The sequence below is a fragment of the Caulobacter sp. 602-1 genome, from assembly GCF_003931565.1.
Taxonomy (GTDB): Bacteria; Pseudomonadota; Alphaproteobacteria; order Caulobacterales; family Caulobacteraceae; genus Caulobacter.
Window position 1 is genome coordinate 209,821 of record NZ_RRYI01000002.1, and the last position, 26,281, is coordinate 236,101.

The 26,281-nt window shown below is 68.1% G+C and carries 24 protein-coding genes; 16 read left to right on the top strand and 8 right to left on the bottom strand.

Annotated elements, in window-relative coordinates; translation table 11 throughout:
- Positions 1 to 65: 65 nt before the first annotated feature.
- From mnmA to flgK, 3 genes are read right to left on the bottom strand one after another with little or no spacing between them, the layout of a single operon-like run.
- Positions 66 to 1,286, bottom strand: coding sequence for a tRNA 2-thiouridine(34) synthase MnmA (gene mnmA, locus EIK80_RS05810; RefSeq protein WP_199743395.1), 1,221 nt, complete (start codon positions 1,284 to 1,286; stop codon positions 66 to 68).
- A gap of 54 nt (positions 1,287 to 1,340) precedes the next feature.
- A complete protein-coding gene (locus EIK80_RS05815) occupies positions 1,341 to 2,264 on the bottom strand; it encodes a flagellin (protein ID WP_125156041.1) in 924 nt (307 codons plus the stop codon).
- Between the two features lie 3 nt (positions 2,265 to 2,267).
- On the bottom strand, positions 2,268 to 4,379 hold the full coding sequence (gene flgK, locus EIK80_RS05820) for a flagellar hook-associated protein FlgK (protein WP_125156042.1): 2,112 nt from the start codon (positions 4,377 to 4,379) through the stop codon (positions 2,268 to 2,270).
- 403 nt (positions 4,380 to 4,782) lie between these two features.
- Between flgK and EIK80_RS26330 the strand changes: the two genes are divergently transcribed.
- The 11 genes from EIK80_RS26330 to EIK80_RS05880 all read left to right on the top strand — a co-directional run bounded on the left by EIK80_RS26330 (position 4,783) and on the right by EIK80_RS05880 (position 18,314).
- A complete protein-coding gene (locus EIK80_RS26330; RefSeq protein WP_233586454.1) occupies positions 4,783 to 6,594 on the top strand; it encodes a flagellar hook-length control protein FliK in 1,812 nt (603 codons plus the stop codon).
- 14 nt (positions 6,595 to 6,608) lie between these two features.
- Entirely contained in the window at positions 6,609 to 7,337 is a 729-nt protein-coding gene (locus tag EIK80_RS05830) for a flagellar hook assembly protein FlgD (RefSeq protein WP_125156043.1), read from the top strand.
- Between the two features lie 129 nt (positions 7,338 to 7,466).
- The gene (flgE, locus tag EIK80_RS05835; protein ID WP_125156044.1) at positions 7,467 to 9,227 is read left to right on the top strand and encodes a flagellar hook protein FlgE; all 1,761 of its coding nucleotides are present in this window, start codon (positions 7,467 to 7,469) and stop codon (positions 9,225 to 9,227) included.
- Between the two features lie 168 nt (positions 9,228 to 9,395).
- Positions 9,396 to 9,677, top strand: coding sequence for a CtrA inhibitor SciP (gene sciP / locus EIK80_RS05840; protein ID WP_047410412.1), 282 nt, complete (start codon positions 9,396 to 9,398; stop codon positions 9,675 to 9,677).
- Positions 9,678 to 9,953: 276 nt separating this feature from the next.
- On the top strand, positions 9,954 to 11,612 hold the full coding sequence (gene fliF, locus EIK80_RS05850; RefSeq protein ID WP_125156045.1) for a flagellar basal-body MS-ring/collar protein FliF: 1,659 nt from the start codon (positions 9,954 to 9,956) through the stop codon (positions 11,610 to 11,612).
- A complete protein-coding gene (fliG, locus tag EIK80_RS05855) occupies positions 11,612 to 12,634 on the top strand; it encodes a flagellar motor switch protein FliG (protein ID WP_125156046.1) in 1,023 nt (340 codons plus the stop codon). Before fliF ends, fliG begins: the two co-directional genes overlap by 1 nt.
- Positions 12,635 to 12,644: 10 nt before the next feature.
- Positions 12,645 to 13,283: a flagellar assembly protein FliH gene (locus tag EIK80_RS05860; protein ID WP_125156047.1), complete on the top strand. Its 639-nt coding sequence runs from the start codon at positions 12,645 to 12,647 to the stop codon at positions 13,281 to 13,283.
- 15 nt (positions 13,284 to 13,298) lie between these two features.
- On the top strand, positions 13,299 to 13,631 hold the full coding sequence (gene fliN, locus EIK80_RS05865) for a flagellar motor switch protein FliN (RefSeq protein ID WP_125156048.1): 333 nt from the start codon (positions 13,299 to 13,301) through the stop codon (positions 13,629 to 13,631).
- A gap of 30 nt (positions 13,632 to 13,661) precedes the next feature.
- A complete protein-coding gene (flbD, locus tag EIK80_RS05870; RefSeq protein WP_125156049.1) occupies positions 13,662 to 15,029 on the top strand; it encodes a sigma-54-dependent transcriptional regulator FlbD in 1,368 nt (455 codons plus the stop codon).
- A gap of 136 nt (positions 15,030 to 15,165) precedes the next feature.
- On the top strand, positions 15,166 to 17,271 hold the full coding sequence (gene flhA, locus EIK80_RS05875; RefSeq protein ID WP_125156050.1) for a flagellar biosynthesis protein FlhA: 2,106 nt from the start codon (positions 15,166 to 15,168) through the stop codon (positions 17,269 to 17,271).
- A 47-nt stretch (positions 17,272 to 17,318) separates the two neighbouring features.
- On the top strand, positions 17,319 to 18,314 hold the full coding sequence (locus EIK80_RS05880) for a class I SAM-dependent methyltransferase (protein ID WP_125156051.1): 996 nt from the start codon (positions 17,319 to 17,321) through the stop codon (positions 18,312 to 18,314).
- 4 nt (positions 18,315 to 18,318) lie between these two features.
- Here the strand turns inward: EIK80_RS05880 and EIK80_RS05885 are convergent, their stop codons facing one another.
- Positions 18,319 to 19,635 carry an oxygenase MpaB family protein gene (locus EIK80_RS05885; RefSeq protein WP_125156052.1) on the bottom strand — a complete coding sequence of 439 codons (1,317 nt, stop codon included), beginning with the start codon at positions 19,633 to 19,635 and terminating at the stop codon, positions 18,319 to 18,321.
- A gap of 112 nt (positions 19,636 to 19,747) precedes the next feature.
- On the opposite strand from EIK80_RS05885, the gene EIK80_RS05890 reads away from it, so the two are divergent.
- From EIK80_RS05890 to EIK80_RS05900, 3 genes are all read left to right on the top strand, one after another.
- Positions 19,748 to 20,368 (top strand): TetR/AcrR family transcriptional regulator, encoded by a 621-nt coding sequence (locus EIK80_RS05890; RefSeq protein WP_125156053.1) that lies wholly within the window; start codon positions 19,748 to 19,750, stop codon positions 20,366 to 20,368.
- Between the two features lie 88 nt (positions 20,369 to 20,456).
- Positions 20,457 to 20,963, top strand: a complete 507-nt coding sequence (locus EIK80_RS05895) for a hypothetical protein (RefSeq protein WP_125156054.1) — start codon at positions 20,457 to 20,459, stop codon at positions 20,961 to 20,963.
- 103 nt (positions 20,964 to 21,066) lie between these two features.
- Positions 21,067 to 21,471, top strand: coding sequence for a DUF4282 domain-containing protein (locus tag EIK80_RS05900; RefSeq protein ID WP_199743396.1), 405 nt, complete (start codon positions 21,067 to 21,069; stop codon positions 21,469 to 21,471).
- 41 nt (positions 21,472 to 21,512) lie between these two features.
- On the opposite strand, the gene EIK80_RS05905 is transcribed toward EIK80_RS05900, so the two are convergent.
- The 3 genes from EIK80_RS05905 to EIK80_RS05915 form a co-directional block, all read right to left on the bottom strand.
- The gene (locus EIK80_RS05905) at positions 21,513 to 21,962 is read right to left on the bottom strand and encodes a MarR family winged helix-turn-helix transcriptional regulator (RefSeq protein WP_125156056.1); all 450 of its coding nucleotides are present in this window, start codon (positions 21,960 to 21,962) and stop codon (positions 21,513 to 21,515) included.
- A gap of 12 nt (positions 21,963 to 21,974) precedes the next feature.
- Complete coding sequence (locus EIK80_RS05910; RefSeq protein ID WP_125156057.1) at positions 21,975 to 22,391, bottom strand: organic hydroperoxide resistance protein; 417 nt, start codon at positions 22,389 to 22,391, stop codon at positions 21,975 to 21,977.
- Positions 22,392 to 22,497: 106 nt separating this feature from the next.
- Positions 22,498 to 23,196 (bottom strand): DnaJ domain-containing protein, encoded by a 699-nt coding sequence (locus tag EIK80_RS05915; protein ID WP_125156058.1) that lies wholly within the window; start codon positions 23,194 to 23,196, stop codon positions 22,498 to 22,500.
- A gap of 131 nt (positions 23,197 to 23,327) precedes the next feature.
- Between EIK80_RS05915 and pdxH the strand changes: the two genes are divergently transcribed.
- Positions 23,328 to 23,996: a pyridoxamine 5'-phosphate oxidase gene (gene pdxH, locus EIK80_RS05920; protein WP_125156059.1), complete on the top strand. Its 669-nt coding sequence runs from the start codon at positions 23,328 to 23,330 to the stop codon at positions 23,994 to 23,996.
- An 18-nt stretch (positions 23,997 to 24,014) separates the two neighbouring features.
- On the opposite strand, the gene EIK80_RS05925 is transcribed toward pdxH, so the two are convergent.
- Entirely contained in the window at positions 24,015 to 24,635 is a 621-nt protein-coding gene (locus tag EIK80_RS05925) for a TetR/AcrR family transcriptional regulator (protein ID WP_125156060.1), read from the bottom strand.
- A gap of 144 nt (positions 24,636 to 24,779) precedes the next feature.
- Here EIK80_RS05925 and EIK80_RS05930 point away from each other — a divergent pair, with 144 nt between their 5' ends.
- The gene (locus EIK80_RS05930; RefSeq protein ID WP_125156061.1) at positions 24,780 to 26,279 is read left to right on the top strand and encodes a bifunctional aminoglycoside phosphotransferase/ATP-binding protein; all 1,500 of its coding nucleotides are present in this window, start codon (positions 24,780 to 24,782) and stop codon (positions 26,277 to 26,279) included.
- Positions 26,280 to 26,281 lie beyond the last annotated feature (2 nt).

Here is a 26,281-nt window from a genome sequence, read left to right on the forward strand (position 1 = left end):
TTCGCCGGCGGGGGTTTTTCGTCCTGGGGCCTGGAGCAACGCTTTCGGCGACAGCCAGGCCGCGATCAGGCCTCCGCCAGATCCACCATCCGGGTCGTGCCGGCGATGAAGCCGCCGCCCAGCACGCGTTCCGGATCGGCCGGATCGTAGAGCACGCAGGCCTGGCCGGGCGCGACGCCTTCCTCGGCGCCGTCGAACACCACCGAGACCTCGCCGTCGCGGATCGCCAGGCGGCCGGCGACCGGTTCGCGGGTCGAGCGGACGCGGGCCAGCACAGGCTGCCCATCCTCGGCGGCGGCCTCAAGGCTGTCCTGGCCGCCCAGCCAGCTGCCTTCCTTGAGGGTGAGGGACGCGGTCAGCAGGGCATCGCGCGGGCCGACGATGACTTGGCGCTTGTCGGCGTCGATCCTGACCACGAACAGCGGGTCGCCGACCGCGATGTTCAGGCCCCGGCGCTGGCCGATGGTGTAGCGGGTGACGCCCTCATGGCGGCCCAGCACGCGGCCGTCCAGATGCACGATGTCGCCAGCCTCCGCGCCCTGCGGACGGATGCGGTCGATCACCGTGGTGTACTTGCCCTCGGGGACGAAGCAGATGTCCTGGCTGTCGGGCTTGTCGGCGATGGAGAGGCCAAGCGCCGCGGCGACGGCGCGCACGGTGGGCTTGTCCATCCCGCCCAGCGGGAAACGCAGGAAGTCCAGCTGGTCGCGCGTGGTGGCGAACAGGAAATAGCTCTGGTCCTTGGCCGGATCGGCGGCGCGGCGCAGCTGCGGGCGGTTGCCGCCGCCGGCGAAGGCGCGCTGGACGTAGTGCCCGGTGGCCATGGCCTCGGCGCCCAGGTCGCGGGCCACGTCCAGCAGGTCGCGAAACTTGACCGTCTGGTTGCAGCGCACGCACGGGATCGGGGTCTCGCCACGCAGATAAGCGTCGGCGAAGTCCTCGATGACCTGCTCGCGAAAGCGGCTCTCGTAGTCCAGCACATAGTGCGGGATGCCGATCCGCTCGGCCGCCATGCGGGCGTCCAGGATGTCCTGGCCCGCGCAGCAGGCGCCTTTCTTGGTGATCGCCGCGCCGTGGTCGTAGAGCTGCAGGGTGACGCCGACGACGTCATAGCCGGCCTTGGCCAGCAAGGCGGCGGTGACGGTGGAGTCCACGCCGCCGGACATGGCCGCGACGATCCGGGTTCCTTCCGGCAGGCCAACGGCCGCGCGCACCTGCTCGACCGCGCGCGCGATGAGCGCGTCAGCGTCGTTCGTAGCGGCGGGGGTCAGCAGATCGGCGTCCATCGCCGCCATATAGCGGCTAGGGAGCGCTTTTGCGAGGTTTGCGGAGGGGCGCTTCTACTTCAGCACGTTCAGCAGCGACGAGGCCTGCAGGCTGGTGAACACCTGGGCCGAGGCCTGGACGGCCAGCTTGGCGGCTTCAAGGCGGGTCACGGCGTCGGCCATGTCGACATCGGTGATGCCGCCGACCATGCCGGTCAGGGTGTCGGCCTGGTTCGACAGGTCGGTGGTCGCGGCCTCGAAGCGCTTCTGGGTGACGCCGTTCTTGCCCTGCAGGTCGACCACGCCCTTCTGGGCGGCGTCGAACGTGCTCAGCAGGCCGGTCAGGAACTGGACCTGGGTGTCGTCCAGCTTGCCGGTGAAGTCGCCGTTGGCGTCGACATAGGCCTGCACCTGCTTGAAGGCGTCGAACACGTCCGTGCCGATCGCGTCGCCCAGCACGCCGGTCTTGGCGTTGGTCTGCTCGTCGATGCGGTTGGTGGTGATGTACTGATCGTTATGGAACAGGTCGGCGGTGGTCGGCGCGGCGGTCAGGTCGGCCATGGTGGTCGCCGAGGTCGTGGCCGTGTCGGTCTTGGCGCCCGAGAACACGTAGAGCCCGTTCGACTTGGTGTTCAGCCCCTGGACCACGTCGCCGAAGGCGGCGCGCATCTGCTGCATCAGGGTGGTGGCGTTGCCGGCGGCCAGGGCGTTGGCGATGGCCTCGCGCGCGCTCCCGGTGGCGTCGGCGACGCGGCCAAGGCCGGTATCCTGCATCTCCAGGCGGTTTCCGACCTGCTTTGACTGATCGAGCAAGCCGTTGATCCGGTTCTGGGTGCCGCGCATGGCGGTCAGGATCTCGGCGTTCTTGGCGTAGCCCTTCAGGTCGTTGGCGACCTTCTGGCTGGACACCTGGGCGCCCACGTCATTCTGGCGAATCTGCGCCTTCATGAGGTTGGCCGTCATGATGTTGTAGTTCTGAACGGTTGAGACACGGGTCATGGCTTACCCCAGGATTCCGGTGAGCACGTCGAACATGTCCTTGGTCGCCTGGATCAGGCGGGCCGAGGCGTTGAAGGCCTGCTGGTAGGTGGTCAGATTGATCAGTTCTTCGTCGAGGTTCACGCCCTCTTCCGACTGCCGCTGGCTGTCGACCTCGCTGGACACCGCGTCGGCGGCGTCCTTGCGGCTGGCGGCGGTGGCGGACTTGCGGGCGATCGCGCCGCTGAAGTCGGAGGCGTAGCGATTGACGCTCATATTGACGGCGCTGGCGTCGCCGGCGGCCGAGAAGCCGGCGGTGTTGTCGCCGGCCTTGGCCAGGGCGAGGGCCCCGCGACCGTCGCCGACGGCCAGGGCGGGATTGCCGCCGACGGCCTGGGTCAGGTCCAGCTGGGCCAGAGGCAGCAGCTTTGGATTCTCGTTCATCGCCTGATTGACGAAGAACTTCTCGCCCCGGGTGCTTCGCTCGGCCGGGCCGATGCCGAACAGCTGGCTGGCCGACGGGCCGCCGACGCCGCGCTGGGTGGTGTCGGCTTGGACCGACATGGTCACCGGCGTGGCGCCATTCGACTGGAAGTTGATCTGTCCCTTGGCGTTCAGCGAGAACTGGCCGTAGAGGCCGACGCCCGAGGCGCGTGAGTTCAGCGCGTCCAGCATGTCCTGCATCGTGCCGCCGACGGGCGGGTCCACGACGATGTCGCGGATCCGGCCGCCCTCGACGTCGGTCAGGCGGATGGTCATCGAGCCCGAGGTGAAGCCGTTCGGGTCGGTCGCCGTCAGGCCGGTCTCGTACGGCGAGTAGCCGTTGGTGCGGATGATGTCATTCAGCCCGAAATAGTGGCTGAAACCCTTGCCGGCCTTGTTGGACGGACTGGTCGCGTCGTCCTGGATGGCCACGCCCAGGCCGCCGTTTCCGGTCAGGGTCAGGGCTCCGCCCGAGAAGCCGGCCGCGCCCATGCCGCCCATGGCGGTGTTCAGCTGCGCCGTGAAGTCGGACGGGTTGAAGGTGGGACCCGCCCCGCCGTCGATGCTCATCGTGCCGGAGTCGAAGTCGATGTCGATGCGGCGCTGGATCACGCCGCTGCTATCGGTCAGGGCGATCGTGGTCTTGCCGGTGAAGCCGGTCATGGCCGCGGTGTCGTCCAGGCCGGTGTCGCGGCCGGTCAGGCTGGTCGGGGCGGGCACCGACGAGGCGGCGTTGGCCGCGCGGTTGAGCTCCTCGGCCGCGCGCGAAGTGAACTCGCCAAGCTGGTCGGACAGGTTGACCAGCTCGGTGTTGCGCACGTCCAGCAGACCCTTGATCTCGCCGCTGGTGATGTTCAACGGGGTGGGCTGCACCGAGCCGTTGGCCAGCTGCACGGTCAGGTAGCCCGTGGCGGTGGCCGAGGTCTGGTAGGTCATCTTGGCCGCGCCGTCGCCGGCCAGGGGCAGGCCTTCGGTCGAGCGGACATAGACCCCGCCCAGCTGGCGGGGCGTGACCTGGACGTTCATCAGCTTGGACAGTTCGTCGATCAGGCCGCTCTGGACGTTCTCGGCGCCGGTGGCGTCGGCCCCGGCCACCTTGGCGCGGGTGATGTCGGTATTGAGGCCGTCGATCTGGCTCAGCAGGTCGTTGACGCGGTCGACATCGGCCGAGATGCGGGTGTCGGCGTCCTTGCCCAGCTTGGACAGCGACGAGGTGATGCGGCTCGATTCGCTGAGGAAGTCGTCCATCCGCGTCAGCGCCTGGGTGCGCAGCAGGGACGAGGACGGATCGTCCTGGGCCGACGAAAAGGCCGAGAAGATGTCGTCCAGGGTCGAGAAGAAGCTGGTGTCGCCGCTGGGATCGCCGAACAGCTGCTGGGCGCGGTTCAGGGTATCGGACACCACGGAGGTGCGGCCGCTGTCCGAGGCGGCGTTCAGGCTGGCCGACTGCAGGAAGCGGTCGGTCGCGCGCTTGATGGCGTCGATGCTGACGCCCACGCCCATGCCGTTGGACAGCAGGTTCGACTGGGAGATCGTCTTGCGGACGTAGCCCGTGGTGTTGACGTTGGCGATGTTGTCCGAGGTGACGCGCAGACCCGTCTGCGCGGCCATCATGCCGGACGTCGCCGTATTCATGATCGCATTCAGCGACATGCGGTAACCCCCATAAGCTCGGCAAACCGCGCAATGCACGACGCGTCGTTGCCCGGCGAAACTTGCCGGGTCACAGAGGGAATTGCGTTCCCGATATTTGCCAAGCTACTGAATTTCATTGCGAAAAGTTCCGGTGGTCGGAAATTCGACAAGACGTCATGCGCAAGGACGGCGCCAACTGGCCCCGCGACGGGGCGACGCGGCAACTCCCGTCCCTTTCGACCGGGCGGGCTCGGCAAAAAGCGCCGCGCGGAGAGCGTTTTTGCTTCGTAAACAAGCTATTAAAATCAAATAAAACAACGACTTGATATCATTCTGACGAGTTGGCCCGACCGTTGCGTAAGGAGGCCGGACAAAGGCGTGTTCGTCATGGACCGCCGTCTCAACCGAGCAACGACTGCGAATGACCGCGATCGCCGCCCCCACCGCCGCTCTTCCCGCCGCGCCGCCTCCGGCCGCGAACGGGAAGTCGTCTGGCGACGGCTTCGACGCCCTGCTGGCCATCGCCGGCAAGAGCGAAGAGGCTTCCGCCCCCCGCGCCCCGTCGCGTACGGAGTCGAAGAGCGACGCTCGCGACGACGACCGTGACACCAGGGTCGCCGACAAGCCGGCCAGGACGGACAGCAAGAGCGACGCCAAGCGCGCCGATCGCGCGGACAAGGCCGACGACGCTCAAGACGCCAAGGTCGCTCGGGACTCCAAGACGGCGGACGCCGCCGACGCCAAGGCCTCGGACAAGGCCGCCGCCGGCAAGGACGCCAAGAGCGACGCCGCGGACGACAAGGCCTCGGACAAGGCCTCGGACAAGGACGCCGGCCAGAAGGATGACGCGGCGAGCGCCGCTGACGCCACGGCCCAGGCCGCCGCCGCCCTGATCGCCGCCATGACCACGCCGGTCCCGGCCCCGGCCCCGGCCGAAGTCGCCGCCGCCGCTCAGCCGGCCGTGGACGCGACGGCCGTCGCCGCCGACCAGGTCGCCGATTTCGCCGCCGCCGTGCAGACGGCCCAGACCCAAGCCCAGACGACCGCGCCGGCCGTCGCCGAAGCCGCTCAGCCCGCCTCGACCCAGCAACAGACCGTCGCTGCTCAGGCGCTGGTCCAGACGGCCGCGCCGGTCGCCGCCGCGCCGGAAGGCCAGGCCGTCGACGCCGCCGCGCTCGAGGCCCTGGCCGCCCTCGCCAGCGACGAAGCGACGGCGGTCTCGACCGACGACCTGACCGCGCCCAAGGTCGCCGCCGCCAAGACCGTCGACACGGCCAAGACCGCCCCAACCCAGCCGGCCGCCGCGCAAGCGCCCGTGGCCCCGGTCGTTGCGCCTGCCGTCCAGGTCGCCGCCGAGGTGGTCGAGGCGCCGGTGGTCGAGGCCGCTCCGGTCGTCGCCGAGACCGTCGTCGCGGACGCCGCGGACGTCGCCGCCGAAGCCGCCGAACCGGAAGCCGCCCCGACGACGACCAAGACCGCCGAGGCTCCCAAGACCGCGCCGTCGCCGCTGGCCGCCCAGGCCAAGGCCGCGGACGCGGTCGCCGTCGAGACCGCCCAGGCCGTCACCGCCGTCGCGGCGGACAAGGGGCAAACGACCACCGACGCCAAGGGCTCGGACCAGGCCGCCGCGACGATCGTCTCGGTCGAAGCGCCGGTCGCCGTCGCCGCCGCGGCCGCCGTCGACACCAACGCTATGGCCGTCCAGGCTCCGGCCGCCCAGGCTCAGGCCGCCAGCGCCGCCGCGCCGGCCGCGGCGGCGGCCCCCGTGCGTGGTTCGCCCGAGACCGTCGCCGCCCTGTCGGCCGAGATCCTCAAGCGCGCCGACAAGGCCACCCGCTTCGACGTGACCCTGACCCCGGACAACCTGGGCAAGGTCGACGTGCGCATCGAGATCGGCCGCGACGGCGCGATGACCGCCTCGATGAGGTTCGACACCCTCCACGCCGCGCAGGAGCTGCGCGGCAAGGCGGGCGAACTGCGCCAGGCCCTGAACGACGCCGGCTTCAACGTGGCCGACAACGGCCTCTCGTTCGACGTCTCCAGCCAGAACAACGGCCAGAATTCCAACCCCTTCCTCGCTTTCCAGGACTTCGGCGACCAGGGACGACGCGCCTTCTCGGGCCGCGCCTTCCAGGCTTCGCTGACCGGCGAGGAAGACATCGCCATCGCCCCCGCTGACCTGCTGCCCGGCCTGAAGACGGTCGCCGACAGCGGTCTCGACATCCGCATCTAAGGAAGGACCGAGTCATGGCCACCGCCGTCTCGTCTCAGAACACCTCTTCGGTCCTCGACAAGATCAACAACTCGCGCACGTCGCTCGCCAACAACGAGCAGACGTTCCTGAAGCTGCTGACCGTCCAGTTGAAGAACCAGGACCCGCTGTCGCCCACCGACACGACCCAGATGACCAGCCAGATCACCCAGATGACGGGCGTCGAGCAGCAACTGGTCACCAACGACCTGCTGGCCGCCCTGGTCGGGATGAATACCGGCACGGGCCTGTCCGAAGGCGTCAACATGATCGGCAAGCAGGTCACCGCGACCACCGACAACTCGACCCTGAAGGACGGCAAGGCGACCTTCTCGTGGAGCCAGCCGGGCGGTTCGACCTCGCTGACGGTCGAAGTGAAGAACGCGGCCGGGAAAGTGGTCCGCACGCTACATCCGGACGACCAGAAGAGCGGCGACCACACCATCACCTGGGATGGCAAGGACGACAGCGGCGCCCAGCTGGAAGACGGCGGCGTCTACACCATCGCCGTCACCGCCAAGGGCGCCGACGGCAAGGAAATCAAGGCGACGAACATCAAGGGCCGCACCGAGGGCGTGGTCACGGCGGTCGACAACTCCACCGGCTCGCCGCAGGTCATCATCAACGGCAAGCCGGTCCCCATCGACAACGTCATCGGCGTCACCGCCGTGGCCGCCAACTCGGACACCAAGACCGACACCAAGACGGAAGATAAAGCCGCCTAGGCCGACCACCACCCTATCGAACGGGCGTCAGAAAGACGCCGACGCGGTCCCCGGAAGACGGTCTTCCCCCGGACCCAAACGCAAACAGCGCTGAACCCTTCGAACCCCTTTAGAAGCAGGAATTCAGTCATGAGCATCAACAGCGCCATGCTCGCCGGCGTCTCCGGCCTGATCGCCAACTCGTCGGCCCTGGCCGCGATCTCGGACAACATCGCCAACGTCAACACGGTCGGCTACAAGCGCTCCAGCGCCAACTTCTCGACCCTGGTGACCTCGGGCTCGAAGAACCAAGCCTACAGCGCCGGCGGCGTGAAGGCCCAGACGCACCAGTATGTCAGCCAGCAGGGCCTGACCCAGTCGACCACCTCGAACCTCGACCTTTCGATCTCGGGTTCGGGCTTCTTCGTCACCACCGAGAAGCCGGAAAACCTGACGGCGACCGACACCCGCTCGTTCACCCGCGCGGGCTCGTTCCAGCTGGACAACCTGGGTTACCTGCGCAACGACGCTGGCCTCTACCTGCAGGGCTGGCTGGCCGATCCGGTCAGCGGCATGATCACGCCCGACCCGTCGGACCTGATGCAGCTGTCGTCGATCAACGTCGGCAGCGTCGGCGGCACGGCCGAGAAGACGACCCGCGTCGGCGTCAACGCCAACCTGCGCTCGGAACAGCCGGTCGCGGCCGCCGTCTCCTACAAGGTCGGCACCGCCGGCTCGCCGTCGAAGACCAACGTCCAGGACTCGGCCCTGGTCAACCACAATTTCGACGTCGTCTACAGCTCGACGGGCGTGGCCAACCCGGTCGCCGGCAACAACGAGTACCTGGTCGACATCAAGGAAAACGGCGTGATCGTCGCCACCGGCAAGGTCGGCTACGACTCGACGGGCGCCCTGGTCAGCTCGACGATCGACTACAAGGGCGCCGCCACCCCGGCCGGCAACACCACGGACACGGCGATCAACTCGGCCGGCGACACCGTCGACCTGGTCGACCTGGGCATCTCGACCGACGCCGACGTCAAGCTGGGCAAGCTTTATGATCCGGCCACGTGGTCGATGTCGGACTACGCCCTGGACAACACCAAGGGCGTCAAGCCGGACTTCGAGATCCAGGTTCCGCTGTCGGACTCCAAGGGCGGCCAGCGCACCGTCACCCTGTCGCTGCTGAAGGGCCCGGGCCCGAACCAGTGGTACGCCGAACTGCGCGCCAAGCCGGGCGACCTGGCCAACAACGCCAACGGCCTGATCAGCTCTGGCATCATCGAATTCACCACCGATGGCAAGCTGAAGGACACGGGCAACCTGTTCGGCGGCACCAACCCGACCTCGATCTCGGTCCAGGCCTCGGGCACGCCGCTGGTGGTCCAGCCGGCGCCGCCGGCCGCGCAACTGCCGCAACCGCCGATCTGGGCCGACGCCCTGGGCATCGACACCCAGGACGTCCAGATCGACCTGGCCAACGCCGCCGGCGGCCTGACCCAGTACAACAGCCAGTCGGTCGTCCAGTCGGTGAACACCAACGGCACCGCCTTCGGCAACCTGACCAACATCGAAGTGGATGACGACGGCTACGTCTCGGCTATCTTCGACAACGGCGTCACCCGCCGGATCGCCCAGGTCGCCGTGGCCACCTTCTCGAACCCGAACGGCCTGAAGGGCGTGAACGGCAACGCCTATCGCGTCACCAACGAAAGCGGCACCTACAGCCTGAAGGCTCCGGGCCAGGGCGGGGCCGGCGCCCTGGCACCCTCGACGCTGGAAGCTTCGACGGTCGATCTGTCTACTGAGTTTACGGGCCTGATCACCACGCAACGCGCCTACTCGGCGTCGTCGAAGATCATCACGACGGCGGATCAGATGCTTGAAGAGCTTCTGAATATTAAGCGCTGATCATAGGGATTAACGCTCTTTAATTCTTGTGTTTCACATCGAGACACTACGGACTGCTAGAGGAGCCACTCTGTTCAGGCCTTCTTTACTATTGGGATTAAGTCGCTGTTATTAGGCGGCGCCTATAGTGGCCTTCAACAGTGATGGTTGTGGGAAAGGCGTAAAGCCATGTTGCAACAGCAGCGCACGAACAGCCGGGGTGAGAAGTATGTCATCGGTCCGACCGGTGCTCCTCTTACCCTGTCCGATCTGCCGCCGCCGGAGACCCAGCGTTGGGTGATCCGTCGTAAAGCCGAGGTCGTGGCCGCCGTCCGCGGGGGCCTGCTCTCGCTCGACGAGGCTTGCGATCGTTATAAGCTGACCAACGAGGAGTTCCTCGCCTGGCAGCAGTCGATCGACCGGCACGGCCTGGCGGGCCTGCGGACCACCCGGATCCAGCAGTACCGTTAAGGGCCGCTCGTTAGGCCATGGGGTGCGATATTATGACCGCCCCTTGCTCTTCCTGAGAACCCCGAGGCCTTGCGCCACAAAGGTTTGAAGACGTTCAGCGGCCGCCCTCGCAAGGGGGCGGCCGCGACGTTTTGGCGCCGCCCAGGCCGCCTTCCGGGCCAAGATATAAACGCCTCGTTTACCTTGTACTGGGTAAATCCTGCCTACCGATGGGCGGTTCTCGTTCGCCCGCCGGTTCCTCCTCGCGGAGGGGCGTGGGATCAAGGGTGAGGCTTCGTGGAAAGCTTTCTGGGCTCGATCAAGCAGTTTGGCGTCGGCCGTCTGGCCGCGATGCTCGGCGTTGGCGCCGGCGTCGTCGCGGTCCTGGTGGCCCTCGTCATGTTCATGGGCAAGGAGCCCAATGAGCTGCTGTATTCGAACCTGGACCTGAAGGAAGCCTCGCAGGTCACCCAGGCGCTGGACCAGGCCGGCATCAAGTACCAGACCAAGGGCGACGGCTCGACGATCATGGTGGCGCGCGACAAGGTCGCCAGCGCCCGCCTGATGGTCGCCGGCAAGGGCCTCGTGAGCTCCGGCTCCATCGGCTACGAAATCTTCGACGGCAACAACGCGCTGGGACAGACCGACTTCGTCCAGCAGCTGAACCGTCAGCGGGCCCTGCAGGGCGAGCTGGAACGCACGATCAAGGCCATGCAGGGCGTCAACAGCGTCCGCGTCCATCTGGTGCTGCCCAAGCGCCAGCTTTTCGAGGAAGACGCCGAGCAGCCCTCGGCGGCCGTCACCATCGGCGTCGGCGCTCGCGAGCCCTCGTCGGAAATGGTCCGCGCCATCCAGAACCTGGTGTCGTCCTCGGTCCCGAACATGAAGGCCGAAAAGGTCGCGGTCATCGATCAGCATGGCAAGACCCTGTCGGCCCCCAGCGACGACAGCCTGGCCGGCAAGGAAGCCGAGGATCGTCGCACCGAGGCCGAGGCCCGCATCGCCAAGACCGTCAAGGACATGATCGAAGGCGTGCTCGGCCCGGGCAAGGCCCGCGTCAACGTCACCGCCGACCTCGACCTGAACCGCGTGACCACCCAGGAAGAGAAGTTCGACCCGGATGGCCAGGTCGTCCGCTCGGAAAGCACCAACGAGCAAGGCAACAGCGAGACCAAGAACGACGACACCTCGGGCGTCACCGCGACCTCGAACGTGCCGGGCCAGGGCGGGGCCAATGGCTTCCAGCAACTGGGCTCGCGCTCGAACGCCAACGAGAGCGTCACCAACTACGAGATCTCCAAGTCGGTCACTACGACCGTCCGCGAGCCGGGGACGATCCGCAAGGTCTCCGTGGCCGTGGCCATCGACGGCGTCTCCGCCCCTCCGGGCAAGGACGGCAAGCCGGGCGCCTATACGCCGCGCACCGCTCAGGAGATCGCCCAGATCGAGGAACTGGTGAAGACCGCCGTGGGCTTCGACGCTCAGCGCGGCGACCAGGTGAAGGTCACCAACATCAAGTTCCCGCAGCCCGAGGACCAGGGTCTGGAGAAGCAGGGTCTGCTGGCCGGCTTCGACAAGAACGACATCATGCGCTTCGCCGAACTGGGCGTCCTGGGCGTCGTGGCCCTGCTGATCCTGCTGTTCGCGGTCCGTCCGTTCATCAACAACCTGTCGACGCCGGCGCCGGGCCCGATGGCCCTGGCCGGTCCGGGCGGCGCGCCGGTGACCCGTCTGGTCACCCTGTCGGACGGCACCCAGCAGCAGGTGGTCATCGACCAGGCTGGCGAGCCCATCGCCATCGCCGGCCCGGTCTCCGACATCGACTCGCGCATCGACATCGCCAAGATCGAGGGGCAGGTTAAGGCCTCGTCTATCAAGCGCGTGTCAGAGTTCGTCGAGAAGCATCCGGAAGAGTCCGTCGCGATCCTCCGTAACTGGCTGCACGAGTCGAACTGATGGCTATGAAAGTCGCCGTCAACGATATCAAGAACCTCTCGGGGCCCGAAAAGGCCGCGATCGTTCTGCTCGCCCTCGGCGAAGATCACACCAGGATCTGGGAAGCCCTCGACGACGAGGAGATCAAGGAAGTCTCCCAGGCCATGGCCGGCCTCGGCACGGTCTCGGCCAGCGTGGTCGAAGAGCTGCTGGTCGAGTTCGTCTCGGGCATGAGCTCGACCGGCGCGATCATGGGGTCGTACGAGCAGACCCAGCGCCTGCTGGCCTCGTTCATGCCCCAGGAGAAGGTCGACGCCCTGATGGAAGAGATCCGCGGTCCGGCGGGTCGAACCATGTGGGACAAGCTGGGCAACGTGAACGAAGCCGTTCTCGCCAACTATCTGAAGAACGAATACCCGCAGACCGTCGCGGTGGTGCTGTCGAAGGTGAAGAGCGATCACGCCGCGCGCGTGCTGGCCTGCCTGCCGGAAGACTTCGCCCTGGAATGCGTCACCCGCATGCTGCGGATGGAGCCGGTGCAGCGCGAGATCCTCGACAAGATCGAGATGACCCTGCGCACCGAATTCATGTCGAACCTGGCGCGCACGTCCAAGCGCGACAGCCACGAGATGATGGCCGAGATCTTCAACAATTTCGATCGCCAGACCGAAGCCCGCTTCATCGCGGCCCTGGAGGAGCGCAACCGCGAGGCGGCCGAGCGCATCCGGGCCCTGATGTTCGTGTTCGAGGACCTGTCGAAGCTGGACCCGGGGGGCATCCAGACCCTGCTGCGCGGCACGCCGAAGGAACAGCTGGCCCTGGCCCTCAAGGGCGCCTCGGACAAGCTGCGCGACATGTTCTTCTCCAACATGTCGGAGCGCGCCGCCAAGATCATGCGCGAGGACATGGAAAGCATGGGCCCGGTGCGCCTGAAGGACGTCGACGCCGCCCAGGTGGGCATGGTGCAGGTCGCCAAGGACCTGGCCGCCAAGGGCGAGATCATGCTGGCCGGCTCCGGCGGCGACGACGAGCTGATCTACTGAGGCGGATGGCATGAACGACACCCCTCACCGCAAATTCGCCTTCGACACGGTCTTCGACGACCGCGGCGGCGTCGCCTACACCCCGCCGAAGGTGAAGAAGAGCTTCACGCCCGAGGAGGTCGAGGCGGCCAAGGCCCAGGCCTATCAGGACGGCGAGCGCTCGGCCGTGGCTCGCGCCGAGCAGGAGGCGGCCCACGCCCTGAACGAGGTGGCCCACGCCATCCGCGAGGCGTTCGGGTCGCTGAACCAGGTGGCCCACGAGCACCGCGAAGGCTCGGCCATGCTGGCCCTGGCCTGCGCCCGCAAGATCGCCGACGCGGCCCTGCACCATTTCCCCGAGGCTCCGGTCTCGGCGGCCCTCGAAGCCCTGGCCCGCGAGGTCGAGGCCCAGCCGCGTATCTTCGTGCGGGTGTCGCCAGAGCTCGAGGAGCGCACCCAGCAGGCGCTGGAGCACGTGGCGACCCAGATCGGCTTCCAGGGCCAGATCGTCGCCCGCGCCGACGGCGCCATGGCCCCGGCGGCCTTCACTTTCGACTGGGGGGAAGGCCGCGCCGCCTTCGATCCAGACGGCGCCGCCCAGCGCGTCGCCGAAGCGCTGGAAGCGGCCATCGCCGCCGAAGGTCTCCACGCCGAACCCCTGTTCTCCTGAAAAGGCTGATCCAAGATGGCCGAAGACAATCTCACGCTCGACGAATTCGGAGGCTCGATGCTGGCCTCCGAAATGCCGGTCGAGCTCAGCGACAAGACCGCGTCGGACCTGGCGCCGGTCTTCGACGTGCCGGTCAACATCTCGGCCGTGCTGGGACGCGCGCACATGTCCGTGGCGCAGCTGCTGCAACTGAACCAGGGTTCGATCCTGGAGCTGGACCGCAAGGTCGGCGAGGCGATCGACATCTATGTCAACAACCGCTTGGTCGCCCGGGGCGAGGTCGTCGTCGTCGACGAACGCCTGGGCGTGACCATGACGGAAATCATCAAGGACGGCGACCAGGGCTAACGCCCCGCCGTCCGTGAGGGAGAGTGGAAAATGCGGCTTCTGGTCGTCGGAAAACTGAACGGGCAGCTCTCGGTCGCCGTGAAGATGGCGATGAACGCGGGCGCGAAGGTCTCGCACGTCGAAACGACGGAGCAGGCGACCAACGCGCTGCGGGCCGGGCAGGGCGCCGACCTGCTGATGGTCGAGTACTCGCTGGATATCGCCGGCCTGATCGCGGCCAACGAGGCCGAGCGGATGCGGGTGCCGGTGGTGGCCTGCGGCGTCGACGCCGACCCGATGCGCGCGGCCGCGGCCATCAAGGCCGGCGCCAAGGAGTTCATCCCGCTGCCGCCGGACGCGGAGCTGATCGCCGCCGTCCTGGCCGCCGTCACCGACGATGAAAAGCCGATGGTCGTCCGCGACCCGGCCATGGAGTCGGTCATCAAGCTGGCCGACCAGGTCGCCCCCTCCGACGCCTCGATCCTGATCACCGGCGAAAGCGGTTCGGGTAAGGAGGTGATGGCTCGCTACGTCCACTCCAAGTCGCGCCGGGCCAAGGCGCCGTTCATCTCCGTCAACTGCGCCGCCATCCCCGAGAACCTGCTGGAGAGCGAGCTGTTCGGCCACGAGAAGGGCGCCTTCACCGGCGCCATGGCCCGCCGCATCGGCAAGTTCGAGGAAGCCGACGGCGGCACCCTGCTGCTGGACGAAATCTCGGAAATGGACGTGCGCCTGCAGGCCAAGCTGCTGCGCGCCATCCAGGAGCGCGAGATCGACCGCGTCGGCGGCTCCAAGCCGGTCAAGGTCAACATCCGCATCCTGGCCACCAGCAACCGCGACCTGGCTCAGTCCGTGAAGGACGGCGTCTTCCGCGAAGACCTGCTCTACCGCCTGAACGTCGTGAACCTGCGCCTGCCGCCGCTGCGCGAGCGCCCGGGCGACGTGATCAGCCTGTGCGAGTTCTTCGTGAAGAAGTACTCGGCCGCCAACGGCGTGGCGGAAAAGCCGATCTCGGCCGAAGCCCGCCGTCGGCTGATCGCCCACCGCTGGCCGGGCAACGTCCGCGAGCTGGAAAACGCCATGCACCGCGCGGTGCTGCTGTCGACCGGTCCGGAGATCGAGGAGTTCGCCATCCGCCTGCCGGACGGTCAGCAACTGGCCCCCGCGCCGGATGTCGCCGTCGCCCGCGGCGCCCAGATGGCCGCCGACGCCGTCTCGCGCACCTTCGTCGGCTCGACCGTCGCCGAGGTCGAGCAGAAGCTGATCATCGACACGCTGGAGCATTGCCTGGGCAACCGCACGCACGCCGCCAACATCCTGGGCATCTCGATCCGCACGCTGCGCAACAAGCTGAAGGAATACAGCGACGCCGGCGTTCCGGTGCCGCCGCCGCAAGGGGGCGTGGGCGCCGCAGCCTAGGTGCGACTCCATGGCTCTGCGCCGCGACCATCCGTCCGGCGCCGAACATGGCTAATTCTCGTTAAGGAGATGGCGGCGGACCGCAAATCGCTTCAAGCGCTGGTCTAGCTTACCCATCAACGGTTCAAGGTTCAGCATGGCCGACGCCGCCGCCCCGACCGCCCGATCCGTCCCCAGCGCGCGCTCGCTGCTGGACGGTTTTCTGCGCGGTGAAATGGGCCTGGCCCTGGGCGTCGTGGGCATCATCGTCCTGCTCATCCTGCCGGTTCCGCCGGTCTTGCTGGACATGCTGCTGGCCATCTCGGTGACCGGATCCGTGCTGATCCTGATGACCGCGATCCTGATCAAGCGGCCGCTGGAATTCACCTCGTTCCCGACCGTCCTGCTGGTTTCGACGCTGTATCGCCTGGGCCTGAACGTCGCCTCGACCCGCCTGATCCTCGGCCACGGCCAGGAGGGCACGGGCGGAGCCGGCGCGGTCATCGAGGCCTTCGGTCACCTGATGATGCAGGGCAACTTCGTCATCGGGGTGATCGTCTTCATCATCCTGGTGGTGGTGAACTTCATGGTCGTCACCAAGGGTTCGGGCCGGATCGCCGAAGTCGCCGCCCGCTTCACCCTGGACTCCATGCCCGGCAAGCAGATGGCGATCGACGCCGACCTGTCGACCGGCCTGATCGACCAGGAAGGCGCCAAGCTGCGCCGCAAGGAGCTGGAACAGGAAAGCACGTTCTTCGGCGCCATGGACGGCGCCAGCAAGTTCGTGAAGGGCGACGCGATCGCCGGCCTGATCATCACCGGCATCAATGTCGTCGGCGGCATCATCATCGGCGTCGTGCAGCACAAGCTGCCGATCGGCCAGGCCGCCTCGACCTACACCATCATGACCATCGGCGACGGTCTGGTCAGCCAGATCCCGGCCCTGATCATCTCGATCGCCGCGGGCATGGTCGTTTCGAAGGCCGGCGTCGAAGGTTCGGCCGACAAGGCCCTGACGACCCAGCTGGCCATGAACCCGGCGGGTCTGGGCATGGTCTCCGCCTCGGCCGGCATCATCGCCCTGATCCCGGGCATGCCGATCATCCCGTTCGCGGTGCTGTCGCTGGGCGCCGGGGCCCTGGCCTACAAGCGCATCCAGGACGCCAAGAAGCCCAAGCCCATCGATCCATCCCTGCTCGAAGCCGCCTCCGCCCCGGCCGAGGCGGAAGAGGAGCCGATCAGCGCCTCGCTGGCCATCGACGACGTCAAGATCGAGCTGGGCTACGGCCTGCTGACCCTGATCAACGACCTGGACGGCCGCAAGCTGACCGACCAGATCCGCGCCCTGCGCAAGACCCTGGCCGGCGAGTTTGGCTTCGTCATGCCGCCCGTCCGGATCCTCGACAACATGCGCCTGGCCAACCAGGGCTACGCCATCCGCATCAAGGAAATGGAAGCCGGCGCCGGCGAAGTGCGCCTGGGCTCCCTGATGGCCATGGACCCGCGCGGCGGCCAGGTCGAGCTGCCCGGCGAACACGTGCGCGAGCCCGCCTTCGGCCTGCCGGCCACCTGGATCGCCGACGACCTGCGCGAGGAAGCCACCTTCCGCGGCTACACGGTCGTCGACCCGGCCACGGTGCTGACCACGCACCTGACCGAGATCCTCAAGGAGAACATGGCCGACCTGCTGTCCTACGCCGAGGTGCAGAAGCTCCTGAAGGAGCTGCCCGAGTCGCAGAAGAAGCTGGTCGACGACTTGATCCCAGGCACGGCCACCGCCGCCACGGTGCAGCGCGTGCTGCAATCGCTGCTGCGGGAGCGCGTCTCGATCCGCGACCTGCCGCAGATCCTGGAAGGCATCGGCGAGGCCGCGCCGCACACCGCCTCGGTCACCCTGCTGGTCGAGCAGGTGCGCGCCCGCCTGTCGCGCCAGCTGTGCTGGGCCAATCGCGGCGACGACGGCGCCCTGCCGATCATCACCCTCTCGGCCGACTGGGAGCAGGCCTTCGCCGAAGCCCTGATCGGTCCCGGCGACGACAAGCAACTGGCCCTGCCGCCCTCGCGCCTGCAGGACTTCATCCGCGGCGTCCGCGACGCTTTCGAGCGCGCGGCCCTGGCTGGCGAACACGCCGTGCTGCTGACCAGCCCGGGCGTCCGCCCCTATGTCCGCTCGATCATCGAACGCTTCCGCGGCCAGACCGTGGTAATGAGCCAGAACGAGATCCACCCCCGCGCCCGCCTGAAGACGGTGGGGATGGTCTAGGCGCTCCGGCTCCGGCTAACCTCCCCCGCGAACGCAGCGGGGGATTCATGCGGACCAAGGACGCCGTCCTGGCGGACATCAACGCCGAGTTGCCCGACCTCGACTGGGCCGAGGGCGCGCGCCGCTATCTGGAGGTCTTCTTCCAGCGCTATTCGCGCGAGCAGATCGAAATGTTCGCGGCCACCAAGCCGCTGGCGGCGATCACGCCCGAGGATCCGGCCGGCAGCCTCGCCGAGATCGTCAGCTACCTGAACCACTTCAGCAACACGATCCACCTGCTGCGCCTGCCGCGCGGGGCCCGGATCCTGGACGTCGCCTGCGGGCCTGGATGGGTGTCGCACTGGCTGACCCGGCTGGGCTATCGAACCGTGGGCGTGGACATCTCGCCCGAGTTCGTCGCCCTGGCGCGCAAGCGCCTGGCCGCCGATCCCTGCCTCGACATCCCGGCGGCGGATCTGGAGGCGATGTTTGAGACCGTCGACCTGGAGCGCCAGGCGCTGCCGGAACGGCTGGCCGGTTCGTTCGACGCGGCGATCCTGGAATCGTGCCTGCACCACTTCGTCGATCCGATCGCGGCGCTGGAGAACATCCGCCGCGGCCTCGCGCCCGAGGGCGTGGTGCTGATCATCGAGAGCGACAACCGCCAGGGCCCGATCCGTGACGACTACATGCGGGTCATGCTCGACACCCAGACCCTGGAGCGCCCCTACAGCCGCGCCCAGCTGCTGGAGATCCTGGCCCACGCCGGCTTTCCCGCCGTCGAGTTCTTCGGACCGATCAACGGCTTTTTCCCGGAGAGCGCCCAGGCCGGCGCGGACCTGAACGCCGCCCTGGCCCGGATCACCTCGGACGCCAATATTTGCCTGTGCGCGACCAGCGAGGCGGCCCTGCTGCGACTGGTCCCCTCGCGCGCCGTCGGGCCGTCCGAACCCGCTTCGCCCGATCCCCGGCTTGCGCTGGCGACCCGGCTGCGCGCCGCCACTCCGGCCTGGGTGCGCCCCCTGCTTCGGCCGCTTGGCCGCTGGTGGCTGGCGCGGCGATGACGTCCTAGGCCGCTACGGGTTTCGCGCCGGTCGGCCGGTACTTCTCGGCGTCACTCGTGAACTCGGCGTGGCCGTAGCGCTTGAGCTGCTTCTTCAGTTTGGCCACCAGGCGTGCGTCGGCCAGGTCCGAGACGCCGGGGACGTTGCGCGCCAGGCGGTAGGCCAGCAGCTGGCTGGTCACCATCAGCGCCACGACGCCGAACATCATGAAGTCGCGCGGGCCGATCTCGACGCCCATCCGCCTGGCGGCGGCCACGTCGCCGTTCATGAAGTTGCGCAGGAAGAACACCTTGGAGAACCGGCGCTCGACCTTGTCGAACAGGCGGTTCTCGGGGCTCTCGTCCGGCGGCAGGTAGGCGTTCAGGGTGGCGCGGACCAGTTCGCCGCAGGTGGCGTCGTCGAAGCCGGCGCGCAGGGTGCCGCTGCGGGCGTTCATGGTGTCGACCACGCCCTGCGGGGTGTCGGCCAGCAGGTCCTCGGGCAGGCCCAGCAGGAAGCAGCGGTAGCGGGCCAGTTCGACCCGGGCGCGCTCCTCGGCGCTGAAGGTCTTCCGGCCCTGGGCGACGATCTTGTAGCTCATCAGGAAGATCGGGATCAGGCCGGCGGGCATCTGGTCGACCTGCGGGATCGGGATCCCGTAGACGCCGACGTCCCATTGGTCCGAGCGCTTGAGGGCGTTGAACCGCACCATCGAGTGCATCAGCCGCACCATGGCGGCGGCCTTGAAGCCGGCCCCGTGGCGCTCCAGCGAGCCCGGCAGCAGGGTGGTGGTGAAGAAGGTCGCCGTTTCGTTGACCCGGCGGGCGGCCGTGTCGTTGGACAGAGTTCCCGTCAGGGCCATCGGCAGGGCGGCGTACTTGTTCATAAAGGTGGCGATGAACGCGCCGCGGATCGCGAACGGACCCAGATTGGCGGCGGCGTTGCGGTCCAGCCGCTGGCCCTCGCGCACCAGGTCCATATCGACCCATGCGGGCGTGGCCTCCATGTCGGCGATGAAGGCGGCCAGTTCCGGCGGCGCGTCCGGCACGGCCGCGACGCCTTCGTCGCAGGCCTTGGTCAGCATCTGGATCAGCGGGCGGAAGCCATATCTGGGCATCAGGGCGGCATAGGCGTCGGCCACCACATCGCCCAGCAGGGTGTAGGCCTTGATCAGGGCGACCTTGTCCGGATCGAGTTTACGGAGGCGCGGCGCGACGCTGGCTTTCGGATCGTCGGTGAAGCGCTCCGGCGTGGCGTCGAAATCGACCTCGCCATAGAGCGCGGGCAGGGCGGTCTTCTGCGACGCAACCTTGGCCCGGACCTTTTCGAGGGCGGCGTTCATGGGAACTCCTGGCGTAGCGGAACCGAGACGGATCCAACTGTTCGGCGCTAGGTTAGGCCCACAGAACCCCGACGCTACTCGCCTTGCCCGCATCTTGGAGGCCAAGCCACAAGTGACTGAAAAGACGAGGCGAACGCCGCGCCAGTCGCGCTCCGAAGCGACGGTGGACGCGATTCTGGAAGCGGCCTTTCAACTTCTCGAGGCCGATGGCGTCGAAGCCCTGACCACCAACCACATCGCCGAGCGGGCCGGAGTCAGCGTCGGCACGCTCTACCAGTATTTCGCCGGCAAGCAGGCGATCCTGGCGGCCCTGGCTCAGCGCCGCGCCGCCGCCGCCCGCGACCGCATCGCCGAGATCGTCATCGCGGGACCTGAACTGGGGGCGGTGCGCCTGATCGTCCGCACCCTGGCCACGGCCTTCGAGGGCTCGCCCGCCACCCGCCGCGCGCTGCTGGACGCCCTGACCCTGGCGGGCGGCGACGACGTGGTCATGCGTCACCATCTGACGTTCTTCGACACGATCGCCGGCAAGGCCGCCTTCGGCTTCCCGTTGTCGCCCGAGGCGGGCTTCGTCCTGACCCACGCGGTGGTCGGCCTGTTGCGCGCGGCGACCGCCGAGACCGAGCTGGCGCTGGACCACGCGCGGCTGGAGGACGAGCTGGTGCGGCTGATGGAAGCCTATATCGGGGCCCTGGTCGCGGCCCCTCATGGCGACGGGAACTCGCCCCGGTAGAACGTCGCGTCGACTCGCCGACGGAACCGTGTCCGCAAGGTCACGTTGTTTCCGGCAAGGGAGGGGCCCCTTTCGACGGAGAGTGACCATGACCAACAAGATCGCCCTGCTCGCCGCCGCCGCGACCCTGACGTTCGCCGGCGCCGCTTTCGCCCAGAGCACGACCACCACCACGACCCCGGCCGCGCCGACCACCGGCGCCATGCCGCCGGCCTCGACCACCATGCCGGCGCCGACTCAGTCCACGACCACCACGACGCCGACTCAGAGCACGACCACCACGACCACGCCGTCGGCTTCGACCACGACTCAGACCACTACCCCGTCCGCCGACGCCGCGGGCGCGCCGACTTCTGCCAGTGTCGCCAGCTTCAAGGTCGGTTCGGCCGTGAAGGACGCCGGCGGCGTCTCGGTCGGTCAGATCACCGGCACCAGCACCGGCGCCGACGGCTCGACCAACGTCATCGTCACCAATGGCGGTGTGAAGTTCGCCCTGCCGGCCAACAGCCTGAGCGCGGGCGCGGACGGCAGTGTCTCGACCACGGCCACCAAGGCCCAGATCGACGCCACGGTCGCGGGCGCCAAGCCGCAGTAAAGCGTCACGCCGCACCGCTGAAACCATCGCGAGCCCGCTCGGCATTGCCGAGCGGGCTCGTCACTGATAGCGATGCCTTCACAAAGGGGCGTTTTCCGCCGATTTGGGGTTCCGTATGCCTCCGGCCAATAAGACTAAGCGTGGGTCCAACTCGCTGCTCTGGGACTTACTGACGTTCGATCGTCTGGTCACCGGGCCGGTGATTCACTTCATCTATTGGGCTGGCCTCGGGGTCGTGGCCCTGTTCGGCTTTTCGGTCGTGGGCGCCGCCGTGGGCCTGGCGCTGAAGGAACCGGGCGTCGGCTCGCTGTTGCTCGCCTTCCCGGTGCTGGTCGCCGGCCTGCTGGTCGCCGGCGCGCTGGTGCTGCTGTGGCGCGCCTTCTGCGAGTTCTATGTCGCCATCTTCCGGATCAGCGAGGACCTGCGGGCCCTGCGCCAGACCAGCGACGCCGATCACGCCGCCATCCGGGCTCGCCAGGCGGCGCAGCCGCCACGTTCTCAGGTTTAAGGTCAAGCGGCCCAGCCGCCGCGTACTCAGGTTTAAGGCCGCTACTTCGCGACGGTTTTCAGCTGATCGCGCAGCGCGCCCATCGTCTCCAGCGGCATGTCGAGCGCGCAGAACAGCTTTTCGGGGATGGAGACCGCCTGATCGCGCAGGGCGCGGCCCTTGTCGGTCAGCGCCACGATGACCCGCCGCTCGTCCTCCGGATCCCGGGCGCGCTCGACAAGACCGCCGGCTTCCAGGCGCTTGAGCAGCGGGGTCAGGGTGCTGGAATCCAGATCCAGGGCGTCGCCCAGGGCCCCGACGGTCCGGGGACTGGCCTCCCACAGCACCAGCATGGCCAGATACTGCGGATAGGTCAGCCCCAGGGCGTCCAGCATGGGCCGGTAGAGCCGCGTCATCCGGTTGGCCGCGCCATAGAGGGCGAAGCACAGCTGGTTGTCGAGGCGCAGGACCTCGATCGGAGCATCGGACGGTGCGGACTTCTTCTGGCTCATGACATTACGGCTTTAGGCCGCCTTCACGGTGATGGCCACGTCGACATTGCCGCGCGTGGCGTTCGAATAGGGGCAGACTTGGTGGGCGGTCACAACCAGCGCCTCGGCGTCGGCTTGGCTCAGGCCCTGGGTTTCGACCTCCAGCGCGACTTCCAGCTTGAAACCGACCTCTTGCGTGGCGAGGCCGACCTGGCCGGTCACGGTCGAGCCGGTCAGCGCGATCTTCTGGGTGCGCGCGACATGAGCCATGGCGCTCTGGAAGCAGGCGGCGTAGCCGGCGGCGAACAGCTGCTCGGGGTTCGTGCCGGTTTCCTTGCCGCCCAGGGCCTTGGGCATCGACAGCTGGACGTCCAGCAGGCCGTCTTCGCTGCGGGCGTGGCCGTCACGGCCGCCGACGACGGTGGCGCGGGTGGTGTAGAGGGTGGTCATGGGAGCTTCCTTGGCTTGAAGTGATGTGAACGATTTAATCGTGTGCGATATAAATGCAAGAGCTCGGCGATGAAAAAGATCGTGCGCGATTATTTTCTGTGAAGCCCTAGGCCGCCCAAGCCGCCGCGAAGCGCTTTAGCAGCGAGCGCGCCGGGCTTTCGCCGCAGGCTTCGGCGGCTTCCAGGCGCAGGAACAGATCTCCGGCCTTGTGGCTGGCGCGGGCGGGCAGGCCCTGGCCGGGCAGGCGGACCAGGCCGCGGGCGGCGGCCTTGGTCGAGATCCAGGCCGGGCGCGGGCCCAGCGGGGTGTCGGCTTCGACGCGACCGCCCTCGGCCAGCACGCGGGGGTCGACCTTGCCGGTCAGCCAGATATCGTCGCCGCGCACCAGGGCGCCGTCCTGAGCGCGGAGCTTGACCTCGAACATCACGCCCTCGACCCGGACCTTGTCGCCCTCGCGCAGACCGGCGGGCAGTTTCAGCCGCAGGCGGCGACCGTCGATGGCCAGCTCCTCGGCGCCGCCGGCGACGGCCGTGGCGATGTCGATCTCGAGAAAGACGCGGTCGGCCAGCGGGACGGCTTGCACCGCGGGCGGGAAGTTGTGCTGCGCGACCGGCGTATCCTGCAGCAGGCGATAGGCGGCCAGCACGTCGCGGAACAGGGCCGCATCGCCGGTCGGGCGGTCGGGGTGGGCTCGCTTGGCCGCCTCGCGATAGGCGGTGCGCAGCTCGCGCTCGTCGGCGTTGGACGCGACACCCAGCAGGGCGCGAGCGGCCGAAAGCGTCAGGGCGGGCGTACGGGTCGTCATGGCCCGACCCTGGCGCCGGATGGTCAACGGCGGGTTAAGTTAAGACTTTAGAGGACTTCCCCCAAGGGGATCGTCCCCCAGGGATCGTCCGGATGTGGCCCTGGCTTGCGCGTCGTCCTATATCGAAGGCCATGAGCGCTGACCCGACCCTGATCCCCGCCTCGCCCAGCGAGGACGACTATGTCCGCCAGGTGACCGAGGCGGTTCCGCCGCCCCTGCTGTCCGAAGAGGATCCGTTCGCCCTGTTCGCCGAGTGGCTGGAGGAGGCGGGCAAGAAGGAGCTCAACGATCCCAACGCCATGACCGTCTCGACCGTCGACGCCGACGGCATGCCGGACTCGCGCATGGTGCTGCTGAAGGACGTCGATGCGCGCGGCTTCGTCTTCTACACCAACACCCAGAGCGCCAAGGGGCGCGAGCTGAACGGCCAGCCCAAGGCGGCCCTGCTGTTCCACTGGAAGTCCCTGCGCCGCCAGGTGCGGATTCGCGGCGTGGTCGAGTCGGTCAGCGACGCCGAGGCCGACGCCTATTTCGCCAGCCGCGCCCGTCCCAGCCAGCTGGGCGCCTGGGCCAGCGACCAGTCGCGCCCGCTGCCCGACCGCTTGGCCCTGGAAAAGCGGGTCGCCGAGATGGGGCTGAAGTTCGGCCTGGGCAGGGTTCCGCGCCCGCCGCACTGGTCGGGCTATCGCATCATCCCCGTCACCCTCGAGTTCTGGCGCGACCGTCCGTTCCGCCTGCATGAGCGGCTGGTGTTCGATCGCGCGGACAGGGGCTGGACGACGAAACGGCTGTTTCCTTAAGCCAGCGCCCGCTCCCGGTCACCTCGCCCCATACCGCGCCAGGAACGTCTCTACCGCGTCGTCGGCGATGTCCTGGATCGTGCGGCGGGGCAGGACATCGTCGCCGGCGGTTATGCCCAGAACCAGGGTGACGTGGTCCAGCAGGCCCATCAGCTGGCCAGCGGCCCAGGAGGCTTTCTCGACCCTGATCTCGCCAGTTTTGGCCAGGTCGTTGATCACCGAGATCGTCGCGCCGCCCAGTTCGTCGCGGGCGCTTTGCAGGAAGTATTCGGCCACGTCCTCGAAGCGGCGGCGCTCGGCCGTGACCATCCGGAACATGGCCCGGGTGTCGGCTCGCGAGAGGAAGGTGGCGTAGGCGACGGCCAGGGCGGTCAGGCGCGTTCGGGCGTCGCCCTTCATGCGGACGGCCTCGCGGACCGGGGCGCCGATCCCGCTGACCGTTTCCATCACGATCGCCTTGAACAGGTCGGCCTTGCTGGGGAAATAGGCATAGAGGGTGGCGGTCGAGACCCCGGCGGCGCGGGCGACCACCTCCATGCCGGTGTCGGCGTAACCTTCCTTCAGAAATAGGAATCTGGCCGAGGCGAGGATTTCCTCGCGCTTGTGTCCAGACCGCTTCAGACCCGCGCCGACAAGCATATGACACTCGCACTCAATGGCTTCGATGCAATCTAACCGCGAAAATCGAAGCTCGGCAAGGCTCGCGCGAGAGGACGCGGGCGCGTGTTTCGGCTATGCAGCCCCGGCGCCGATTTTCGGGCGCGACGAGATGGGACGCTGGGCGTGATCAAGGACGCGGAAGCCGCGCGCGAGCAGGAAGTGGCCGCCTGGTTTGGCGAGCGGGCGGAAAGCACGATCGAGACCTCGTGCGCCCGGGTGTTCCTGATCGACGGTTCGGCCTTCAAGGTCAAACGCCCCGTCGACTTCGGCTTCCTGGACTACTCCACCCTGGAACTGCGCCGCTGGGCGCTGGAGCGCGAGCTGACCTTCAACCGCGCCGCCGCGCCGGACATCTATCGCGAGGTCCGCCGGCTGAACCGCACCCCAAACGGCGGCCTGGAGATCGACGGCGAGGGCGAGATCGTCGAGTACCTGCTGGAGATGCGCCGCTTCGACCAGAACGGCGTGCTGGCCACCCAGCCCTGGGCGATCGACGACGCGCTGGAGGATTCGCTGGGCCGCACCGTGGCGCGTTTCCACGCCGGCTCGTCGCTGCGTCCGCAAGGCGGCGGCGTCGCGGCCCTGGGCTACACGATCCGCTCCAACGCCAACCTGCTGCGCGGCCTGTCCGCCCGGCTGGGCAAGCAAGCGGTCGAGCGCCTGGTTCACGAGACCGACATCGCGCTGGAGCGCCTGGGTCCGCTGCTGGACGGCCGCGCCAAGGACGGCTTCGCCCGCCACTGCCACGGCGACCTTCACCTCGGGAACATCCTGATCGAGAACGGCCAGCCCATCCTGTTCGACTGCATCGAATTCAACGACACCCTGTCGGACATCGACGTGCAGTACGACCTGGCCTTCCTGCTGATGGACCTGGATTTCCGCCGTCGCCGCGACGCCGCCGGCCGGGTGCTGAACGCCTATCTGGACGAGGCCGCCCGTACGTTCGGCGAAGGGCTATGGACGGGCCTGGCCGCCCTGCCGCTGATGCTGAGCGTCCGCGCCGCCGTACGCACCCACGTCTGGGCCTATACCGGCGACGACGAGGCCGCGCGGGCTTACCTCAACACCGCCCTCGAGCACCTGGCCCCCAAGCCGGTCAGCCTGGTGGCGGCCGGCGGCCTGTCGGGGTCGGGCAAGTCGACCTTTTCGCGTGTCTGCGCCCCGGGTCTCGGCTCGGCCCCGGGCGCGGTCGTTTTGCGCACCGACGAGATCCGCAAGCGTCTGTGGGGCGTGCCCTCGCTGCAGCGCCTGCCGCGCGAGGCCTATACGCCGGAGATGAGCCAGAAGGTCTACGACCAGCTGTTCCATGACGCCGAGCTGTGCCTGAAGGCCGGTCGCTCGGTGGTGCTGGACGCGGTGTTCCTGAAGGCCGAGGAGCGGGCTCGCGCCGAGGCCCTGGCCAAGACCTGCGACGTCGGTTTCCTGGGCGTTTGGCTGGAGGCGCCGCCCGAGGTTCTGCGCGCGCGGGTGGCGGCCCGGGTCAACGACGCCTCGGACGCCGACGTGGCCGTGCTGGAGAACCAGCTGACCCGCGAGACCGGCGAGATCACCTGGCGCAAGGTCGATACGGTCAACGCGTTCGAGGACGAAGCCCGGGCGTTGGCGGAGACCATGGGCTGAGG

Excerpts from the sequence above, each read along its gene's own strand:
- EIK80_RS05910 (WP_125156057.1), bottom strand. The coding sequence starts at position 22,391 with ATGACCACCCTCTACACCACCCGCGCCACCGTCGTCGGCGGCCGTGAC.
- flbD (WP_125156049.1), top strand. The coding sequence starts at position 13,662 with ATGCGGCTTCTGGTCGTCGGAAAACTGAACGGGCAGCTCTCGGTCGCC.
- EIK80_RS05925 (WP_125156060.1), bottom strand. The coding sequence starts at position 24,635 with ATGCTTGTCGGCGCGGGTCTGAAGCGGTCTGGACACAAGCGCGAGGAA.
- EIK80_RS05905 (WP_125156056.1), bottom strand. The coding sequence starts at position 21,962 with ATGAGCCAGAAGAAGTCCGCACCGTCCGATGCTCCGATCGAGGTCCTG.
- EIK80_RS05895 (WP_125156054.1), top strand. The coding sequence starts at position 20,457 with ATGACCAACAAGATCGCCCTGCTCGCCGCCGCCGCGACCCTGACGTTC.
- EIK80_RS26330 (WP_233586454.1), top strand. The coding sequence starts at position 4,783 with ATGACCGCGATCGCCGCCCCCACCGCCGCTCTTCCCGCCGCGCCGCCT.
- flgE (WP_125156044.1), top strand. The coding sequence starts at position 7,467 with ATGAGCATCAACAGCGCCATGCTCGCCGGCGTCTCCGGCCTGATCGCC.
- EIK80_RS05885 (WP_125156052.1), bottom strand. The coding sequence starts at position 19,635 with ATGAACGCCGCCCTCGAAAAGGTCCGGGCCAAGGTTGCGTCGCAGAAG.
- pdxH (WP_125156059.1), top strand. The coding sequence starts at position 23,328 with ATGAGCGCTGACCCGACCCTGATCCCCGCCTCGCCCAGCGAGGACGAC.
- EIK80_RS05880 (WP_125156051.1), top strand. The coding sequence starts at position 17,319 with ATGCGGACCAAGGACGCCGTCCTGGCGGACATCAACGCCGAGTTGCCC.
- flhA (WP_125156050.1), top strand. The coding sequence starts at position 15,166 with ATGGCCGACGCCGCCGCCCCGACCGCCCGATCCGTCCCCAGCGCGCGC.
- EIK80_RS05915 (WP_125156058.1), bottom strand. The coding sequence starts at position 23,196 with ATGACGACCCGTACGCCCGCCCTGACGCTTTCGGCCGCTCGCGCCCTG.
- flgK (WP_125156042.1), bottom strand. The coding sequence starts at position 4,379 with ATGTCGCTGAATGCGATCATGAATACGGCGACGTCCGGCATGATGGCC.
- EIK80_RS05815 (WP_125156041.1), bottom strand. The coding sequence starts at position 2,264 with ATGACCCGTGTCTCAACCGTTCAGAACTACAACATCATGACGGCCAAC.
- fliG (WP_125156046.1), top strand. The coding sequence starts at position 11,612 with ATGGCTATGAAAGTCGCCGTCAACGATATCAAGAACCTCTCGGGGCCC.
- fliN (WP_125156048.1), top strand. The coding sequence starts at position 13,299 with ATGGCCGAAGACAATCTCACGCTCGACGAATTCGGAGGCTCGATGCTG.
- EIK80_RS05860 (WP_125156047.1), top strand. The coding sequence starts at position 12,645 with ATGAACGACACCCCTCACCGCAAATTCGCCTTCGACACGGTCTTCGAC.
- sciP (WP_047410412.1), top strand. The coding sequence starts at position 9,396 with ATGTTGCAACAGCAGCGCACGAACAGCCGGGGTGAGAAGTATGTCATC.
- mnmA (WP_199743395.1), bottom strand. The coding sequence starts at position 1,286 with ATGGACGCCGATCTGCTGACCCCCGCCGCTACGAACGACGCTGACGCG.
- EIK80_RS05830 (WP_125156043.1), top strand. The coding sequence starts at position 6,609 with ATGGCCACCGCCGTCTCGTCTCAGAACACCTCTTCGGTCCTCGACAAG.